The following is a 6,301-nucleotide window of genomic DNA, read 5'->3' as shown; positions in this document are numbered from 1 at the left end:
GGCGCCGACCCGCAGGATGCCGTGGCGGCGGGCGACGTCGTCGATCAGGTAGCTGAGCGGCTGCGGGACGGGCGTGCGGCTGTGCTGCGCCAGGAAGGTCTGCAGGTCGGCGGCGGTGCGTCCGGCGTCCAGGGCGCGCCGGACGGAGGCCGGGGTGAACCGGTAGACGGTGGCGCCGCCCTTGGACTCGATGTCGGCGCAGAGCGCGAGCGCCTGGGCGAGCGGGGTGAGCAGCGGGCCCGGCGCGATCGCGGTGAGGTCCGGCTGCAGGATCACGTGGTCCAGCGGCTGCGGCAGCAGCGGGGCCAGCACCTCGGCCGGGTCGGATTCGGCGGTGAGGAGGGCGCGGGCGGGGGCGGCGAGGGCGCCGCGGCCGGTGATGCCGAGCAGCTCGGCCTCGGCGAGGGTCCAGGTGGTGAGGTCGTCGCGCAGCTCGCGGCCGTCCGGGCCGGTCGGGCCGCCGCGCAGCGGGCGCTGCCAGCGCAGGGTGGGCAGCAGTTCCTCGGCGGTGGCCGGGGTGCCGGGCGGCAGCTCGGCGAGCAGGGCCAGTGTGGCGCGGCGGACGGACGGGGCGATGGTGCGGTCCAGCTCGGGGCCGAGGGCGGCGCGCGGCTTGCCCTTGCCGTCCGGGGTGCCGGTGAGGGCGGACACCCGGGTGGCGGTGAGCCAGGCGGTGGCCAGCACGGACCAGCGCTCGGCGGTGTCCAGCTGCAGCCAGCTGTCGTACCCCGGGGTCGGCGCCCAGCACTCGTCGGCCTCTCCGTCGGGGGCCAGCAGGCCCGCGGTGTAGGCGAGTTCGAGCCAGAAGGCGGCCAACTGCTCGGTGGTCTCCAGGGTCTGGGCGGTGCGCTTGAGGTCCCGTACGCCGACGCCGCCGGCCCGCAGGGTGGGCGGCGGGGTGAGGCCCCAGGCGTCCAGCAGCTCCTCGACGGTCTTCACGGCGGTGTGCGCCTGGCCGGCCGCCGCGCTGTCCACAGCCTGTGGATCGCGCGGGGGCGCGGCGGGCGCGGGCTCGGGCTGGACCGGCTCGACGGTGCGGTGGGTGCGCCCGCCGCGCAGGTGCAGGGCCAGCTCGCGCGGCAGTACGACGCTGCCGGGGCTGGTGGGCAGTAGCAGGCCGCGGGCGAGCAGCCACTCGACCGGGCTCTGCGCGTCCTCGGCGGTGACCGGGCGGGTGGCGTCCGGGACGGTGCCGGTGGGCGGGCCCCAGACCAGCCGCTCCAGCAGCCGCAGCGCGGGCTCGGGGGCGGTGCCGAGTAGCGCGGCGCAGCGGGTGCGGTCGGTGAGCAGGGCGGTCAGCGCGGCGACGGCGGTGATCGGGTCCGGGGTGGCCGGCTGCCCGGTCGAGGCGAGCAGCTGCTGCAGCCGGGCCGGGGACATGCCGACGGTGGCCTCGGCGAGGGTCGGGCCGAGGCCGGTGCGGCCCGGGTTGGCGGCGGTCGGGGCGAGCGCCTCGCGCACGGCGAGGACCAGCCGCAGGCCGTTGTCCGGGCCCCAGAGCAGCGCCCGGTCGCGCAGGGTGGCGATCGCGCGGGGGAGCGCGGTGGCGACGGCGGACCGGTCGGCCGCGGTGAGGGGGGTGGCGCCGGGGTGCGCCTTGACCTTGCTCGGGCCGGCCAGCAGGGCCCGTACGGTGGCCAGGCCGGTGCCGTCCGGCGCGGTGGCCAGTGCCTCGGCGACCTGCAGGGTGAAGCGGTCGAGCCGTTCCAGGGCGCGCAGCGCGGAGGCGCGCGAGGAGAGCCGGGCGGACAGCTGGGTGAGGTCGCCGGGGACGGGGTTCAGCAGGTCGGGACGGGAGCGGAGCAGGGCGGCGAGCGCGTCGTCGGGACGCGCGCGCAGTTCCTCGGCGAGGGTGCGGGGGCCGACGGCGGACCTGCCCTGGCGTTGAGGTCCCTGCTGTGTGGTCATTCGACCTAGGTTAGTCGGGCGCACGGACGACGGGGTCCCCTCGCGCGGCAGGGCGCCCTCGCGGGGGCGCGATGCGCACGGGTGATCGCGGCGGACTCGCGCGGGCCGGGCACGGTGGGTAGCGTCACGGCCGAGGGCGGTTCGGTGGGCGGCCGCGCTCTCAATGGACGAGCCGGGCGAGGCGGGGTGTCGGTGATGACGGACGGCGAGTGGTGGCGCAAGAGCGGGCCTTGGAGCGAGCGGTCGGGGGCGTCGGGGTCGTCCGGTTCATCCGCTTCATCCGGTGACGGTGCTGCGGCCCCGGGTGTTCCCGGGGTTCCGGTGGAGGACGGCGTGTACGGCCCGTCGGCCGCTCCCGCCTCGACGGGCGGCATCCCGAACGTGTCGCTGGACCTGCCGGGCGTCGCCGGGCCCGAGACCGGTTCGGAGGTGATTCCGCCGCCGACGGTGCAGAGTTCGAGCCCGTGGACCATGACCATGCTCGACTTCTCCGACGCGCCGCAGCCCGCGCCGAAGCCGATCCCCGACCAGCGGGCGGCGGAGGAGGCCGCCGCACGGGCCGCACAGGCTGCCGCGGCCGCCGAGCAGGCCGCGGCGAAGCCCGTGAGCGCGAAGAAGCAGAAGAAGGCCAGGGCCAAGGCCGCCGCCGCCGGTTCGGCCCCGGGCAAGCGCGCCCGCAAGCCGTCCCCGCTGATCCTGCTCTCCTGCGGGCTGCTGGTCGGCGGCGCCGTGTCCGGCTTCTTCCCGGCCATGCTGGCGGGCTGGGGGCTGGGCTACCTGACGCGTCAGATCTCCGACACGATGCGCAAGTTCGTGATCCTCGGCATCCCGCTGATCACGATGAGCGCGTCCACCCTGTTCGCGATGAATCACGCCAAGCAGAGCGGCGGTGCCGCCCAACCCGGCTCCCCGCTGGGCCAGTTCAGCTGGTCGATGGCGCCGGGCGTGTTGCGTACCGCGGCGGTGCTGACGGCGGTGGTCCTGCTGCTGCTCGGCCTGCGCCGCCGCCCGCCGCAGCAGGGCTGAGTACGGGACCGGCCCCGCACCGGGTGGGTGCGGGGCCGGTCGTACGGCGGTGGATCGGGGTCAGGCCCGGCGGCGACGCCACCAGACGATGGCCGCGCCGCCCGCGAGGAGCACGGCGGCGGTGCCGGCCAGGGGCAGCACGTCGGCGCCGGTGCTGGCGAGCCTTCCGCCGCCTCCGGTGCTGCTGTCGCCGGTGCCGGTGCCGGTGCCGGTGCTGTCGCCGGTGCCGGTGCCGCCGACCGGGGCCGGGGAGGGGCTGGGGCTGGCGCTGCCGTCACCTGTCGGCGTGGTGGCCGGGGTGCTCGGCGTGCCGGTGGGCGTGCCGGTCGGGGTGTCCGTCGGGCCGCCGGTCGGAGTGCCGGTGGGCGTCGACGTCGGAGTGTCCGTCGGTGTCGGAGTGTCCGTCGGTGTCGGAGTCGGTGTCGGTGTCGGGCCGTTGTCGACAGGGCCGCCACCGCCGAGGAGCAGCAGGTCGTCGGTGTCCGCCTTGTCGGTCATGGCCTTCACCGAGGTCTGCGTGGAGCGCGGCAGGTCCTGGTGCTTGGCGGCGAACTCGGTCGCGCCGATGTCCTGCTTGGGGGACTGGGAGAAGTCCACGCCGCCCACGACGCAGATCTTTCCGTTGTCCCCGCAGGGGTAGCTGTAGTCGCCCTGGGTGAAGGACTTCACGTACTCCTCCCAGGTCTGCCGCGGCGTCCAGCTCTTGTTCCCACCCCGGAGCGGCCACTGGGAGACGTCGTTGCTGTTGATGATCGACCGGTAGTCGGTCGCCTCCTGCTGGTCCTGCTGCCGCACGTACTCGGCGGCCACCCGGGCGCTGTAGACGCGGCGCAGGTCGGCGTAGGCCGGGGCGGTGTTGACCTTCTGCTCGATGTCGGGGACGACGATCTCGCGGACCAGCCGTTCGAAGGTGTGGGTCTGGGCCTCGGTGAGCTTGCAGTCTCCGTTCGGGTTGTGGGCGGTGGTGACCGCGGCCTCGGAGTTGACCTTCAGCGGCGCGTCGAGGATGTAGACGCCGTTCTCGTCGGCGCGGATCTTCGCGGGCAGCGGCACGATCCAGTTGCGCTCGATCGGCCCGCAGTCGAGGCCTTCGGCCTGCAGGGCCTCCCACAACTTCTTGCCGATGCCCTGGCGCGGGTCCACGTCCTTGGCCCAGTCGTGCTTCATCTCCAGGTCGGCCTGGAGCAGCACCCGCCCGGCGTCGGTCTTCCCGAAGGTCGGGTCCATGATCCGGTCGGGCTGGTCGGGCATCAGGTTGACCCAGAACTTGTCCGGCGTCAGCGCGAGCCAGGTGAAGAAGGAGTCCGAGATGAGCTGCGCCTTCTCCTGGCCGCCCCAGCCGAGGTTCTCCTCGTCCTCGTCGGCCTTCTTCGCAGCGAACGCGTAGTTCAGCGCCTGGCCCTTGACCGGCTTGCCGACGTAGGAGAGCTGCAGGGTGGAGAAGTCCACGCCGCCCGGGCCGCGCACCCGCAGGCCGGTCGGGTCGTCGGCCCGGATCCGGGCCATCCGCTCGGCCATGTCCTTCGGGGTCGGCATGGACCCCTCGATGTTCCGGGCGGCGCCGCCAGAGGGCTGCTTGGCCCCGGTGTTCATGTACGGGTCGGGCTTGGAGGTGTTCGGGTCGAACTTGGAGACGGGCACACTGGTGGACCGGTGCTCGTAGCTGCGTACGCGCGGGTTCGCCGGGTCCGATCCCACGTCGGTGTTGACCTTGGCGAGGTACTTCTTGGTCGCGCTCGTCTTCTCCTCGCCGAAGACGTAGGTGACGCGCGCGTCCTTGCGCTGGGGGTCCTGCAGGAAGGCCTTGTTCGTCGGGTCCTGGGTGGTGTCACGGCCGCCGCCGGCCTTGAACTCCAGGAAGTCGTTGGTCTTGTAGTTGACCGCGTCCCACTTGCGGACCATCGGCTTGCCGTCCTTGCCGATGACGGGCTTGCCGTCCTTGTCGAGGATCGGGATCTCCTCCTGGCAGAGCCAGTCGGGGCCGATCAGCCCGAGGTCCTTGACCACCTTCTCCTCGTAGAAGGCACCGCGCCGGTTGTTGTTGTTCGGCAGGATGTAGGCGTCGGAGAGCCACTTCTCGAAGGTGCCGTACCTGGTGTTCTGCGGGTCGCGGGCCAGGTACTCCTTGTACGTCGCGTAGAGGCGATCCGTGGAGCCCTTGGGGTACTGCTCGTGCGGCTTGTCGAACTTCTCGAGGAACGCCTCCTGCTCGGCCGGGTCGGACGGGAGCGTGAGCCCGTCGAAGGCCTGGCGCGGGGCCTCGTACTTGTACGAGTCCCAGGCGGACTTGTCCCGGACGCTGTCGGACGACTTGTCCCAGGGGAAGGACGTCCCCTGCTTGCCGCCCTGCGTGCTCGGGTAGATCTCGTCGCAGCGCTTGCCCTTGGCCGCGTACGCGGTTCCCTGCAGGCCGGGCAGGCCGGTTACCGCCAGGACGGCGGTGCAGGCGAGTGCGAGGCCGCCGCGCACCCATATGCGCGCGCGGCGGGTTTTCGGGTCTGTCACGTGGCTACTCCCCCAAGGAGCCCGATGAACAGGACAGTTGCGAGGACGGCGCTGAAACGGGCCCCCAATTGACGTGTGCGCCGTCAGAGTTCGAACAGTAGACGGCGAGTGGTGTCCGCGTCTCCTTGATTCGTCGCCCTGCTGAACGTCAACCCGGCTTGCGCACAGGACGGTTACGCATCCTCGGGTCGCTCGGCCCATAGGCTTCCGGCATGGACCCGATTGACACCCCGGAGTGGGCCGACAACCCCCGACTGGCGGGATGGCTCGCCGCGCAGCGCGAGGCCTATCCCGCCTGGGCGGAGGACAACGGCGGCGGCTGGGACTTCGAGCCCGCCTCGCTGGACCGCCTCCAGGTGCTGCTCCTCAGCCGGTTCGACAGCTGGGAGGAGGTCCGGGCCGCCCGGAGCACCCCGCTGCTGGAGGTCCCCGCCTGGTACCTGGGCGAGACGTTGATCCGCCGCTGCGGGGTGATGTGGCGCTGCATCCCCGTTCTGCCGGACCCCCACCCGCCGGCCGGCGGCTACCCGCTGGTGACGTACGCCCGGGACGGCCTGACGGAGTACGAGCAGGACTGTCTGGAGGACATGGAGGAGCGGATGGAGTTCTCCATCCCGCTCGTCGAGCCTGCCAGTGCGATCGGCTCCCTGTTCGTGGCCGAGGGCAGTCGGCTCGCGGACTGGATCCACTGGTTCGACCGGTTCCAGGAGTGGCGCCGCAGCCTCCCGAACGACATCTACTGATCCCGTCCGGCCGGGCCAGGGCGACTAGGGCGCGTATCGGCTTGTGATCAATCTGCGGGATTCGCCCTCGTGACAGGGTCTAATCCGGTAGATCGTCTTGCATGACGCGAGTGCAACTG

4 protein-coding genes are annotated in these 6,301 nt (G+C 72.8%); 2 read left to right on the top strand and 2 right to left on the bottom strand.

Annotated features, from left to right (window positions below):
* Nucleotides 1-1,908 (bottom strand): helicase-associated domain-containing protein (locus ACWC9T_RS40155; RefSeq protein ID WP_449825987.1); only part of this gene is annotated, 1,908 nt, incomplete at its 3' end.
* Between the two features lie 333 nt (nt 1,909-2,241).
* On the opposite strand from ACWC9T_RS40155, the gene ACWC9T_RS40150 reads away from it, so the two are divergent.
* Complete coding sequence (locus ACWC9T_RS40150; RefSeq protein ID WP_449825986.1) at nt 2,242-2,934, top strand: hypothetical protein; 693 nt, start codon at nt 2,242-2,244, stop codon at nt 2,932-2,934.
* Nucleotides 2,935-2,994: 60 nt separating this feature from the next.
* Here ACWC9T_RS40150 and ACWC9T_RS40145 read toward each other — a convergent pair whose 3' ends face one another.
* Nucleotides 2,995-5,439, bottom strand: coding sequence for a hypothetical protein (locus tag ACWC9T_RS40145; RefSeq protein WP_449825985.1), 2,445 nt, complete (start codon nt 5,437-5,439; stop codon nt 2,995-2,997).
* 212 nt (nt 5,440-5,651) lie between these two features.
* On the opposite strand from ACWC9T_RS40145, the gene ACWC9T_RS40140 reads away from it, so the two are divergent.
* Nucleotides 5,652-6,182 (top strand): hypothetical protein, encoded by a 531-nt coding sequence (locus ACWC9T_RS40140; RefSeq protein WP_449825984.1) that lies wholly within the window; start codon nt 5,652-5,654, stop codon nt 6,180-6,182.
* The last annotated feature ends 119 nt before the right edge of the window (nt 6,183-6,301 follow it).

It is taken from the genome of Kitasatospora sp. NPDC001159 (genome assembly GCF_053598235.1).
Note: the sequence above shows the minus strand (reverse complement) of the source record. Positions and strands in the feature narration are given on the sequence as shown.